Annotated in this window: 3 protein-coding genes; 2 read left to right on the forward strand and 1 reads right to left on the reverse strand. The window is 57.6% G+C overall.

Translation table 11 applies throughout. From position 1 onward, the window contains the following. Nucleotides 1-280, forward strand: a 280-nt coding sequence (locus AC097P_RS24810; protein ID WP_479613076.1) for a DsrE family protein, incomplete at its 5' end; no start/stop codon positions are given. Between the two features lie 49 nt (nucleotides 281-329). On the opposite strand, the gene AC097P_RS24815 is transcribed toward AC097P_RS24810, so the two are convergent. Next, nucleotides 330-470: a hypothetical protein gene (locus tag AC097P_RS24815; RefSeq protein ID WP_479613077.1), complete on the reverse strand. Its 141-nt coding sequence runs from the start codon at nucleotides 468-470 to the stop codon at nucleotides 330-332. Between the two features lie 305 nt (nucleotides 471-775). On the opposite strand from AC097P_RS24815, the gene AC097P_RS24820 reads away from it, so the two are divergent. Continuing rightward, a partial coding sequence (locus tag AC097P_RS24820) for an EAL domain-containing protein (RefSeq protein WP_479613078.1) occupies nucleotides 776-1,071 on the forward strand: 296 nt, incomplete at its 3' end.

A 1,071-nucleotide genomic window follows, 5' to 3' on the forward strand; every position in this document is an offset into this window, starting at 1 on the left:
CGTCATGAGGGAAACCGGTGGCAAAGTGATCTATGTTTTCCATGGCAAAGAGCAGTTGGCCTTCGCCAATAAAAACCAAGCGCAATATTCAGGCGTCATGGCGAAGTTGTCTGAACTCAAGAATCAGGGGGTCGAGTTCAGGTTTTGCAACAATGCAATGAAGGGAAATGGCCTTGTGCCCGCGGACATGAACGGTCTTGTAACTGATGTCCCGGCCGGGTACCCGGAACTCGCTTATTTGCAGTCCCAGGGCTATCAATACATGTTCTTTTCTTACTGACACTCTGGTCAGCCGCCGCGCTGGCGATCTTGGCAGTTGCACCGGCGGTTCATGCCAAACCGTTCAAATGGTCCAGCGCCAGCGACATCCCGGCGCTCGACATGGGTCCGAACACCCAGGTGTTGGTGGCGGCGATGTTGGTCTGCTCCTTGGGATCGCGAGTCAGGTTGAATAGGTTGGTCCACCGCAAGCTGGGCAGCGACGTGACCGTGGTCGAAGCCCAAAGCCCCCTTGGGCGGCGGTTGTCCGCCGGGGCCGGGCACCATCTTCTTGCGCAGCTCGGCGTCCAGCCCGGGGGTGGCATGCACGTTGTGTCGTAGCAACAGCTTAGGGCGTACTGTGCCGTCTGGTCCGTTGGATGGCGCACCAAGGCAACGGCGGCATACGCACCCATAGACAAACGCTACAAAATAATGAGCGTTATACGCATATCCGACGGGGGCTACAGCCTATTTTGGCAAAAACAACAACCAGCAAAGCCCCGACCATCTCATCATGCCTACCCACTTCATCCCGCTGGCCGAAAAAAGCGGCCGCATTCTCGATATCGACCGCTGGGTGATTCACGAAGTGCTGAACATGCTGTCGGCGCCCCCGGACATTCCTTCCAATGCCATCAATATATCGGGGCGCTCACTGTACGAGCCCACCTTGCCGCAATTCATTGGTGACGCATTGCGGGAGGGGGGCGTCGCGCCGAGTCGCCTGATCGTCGAAATCACCGAAACCGCAGCCGTGTCCGATTTGCACGATGCGCAACAGATGATCGAGGCACTCCGCCAGTTGGGCTG

Source organism: Rhodoferax sp. ZS1R8 (genome assembly GCF_056521325.1).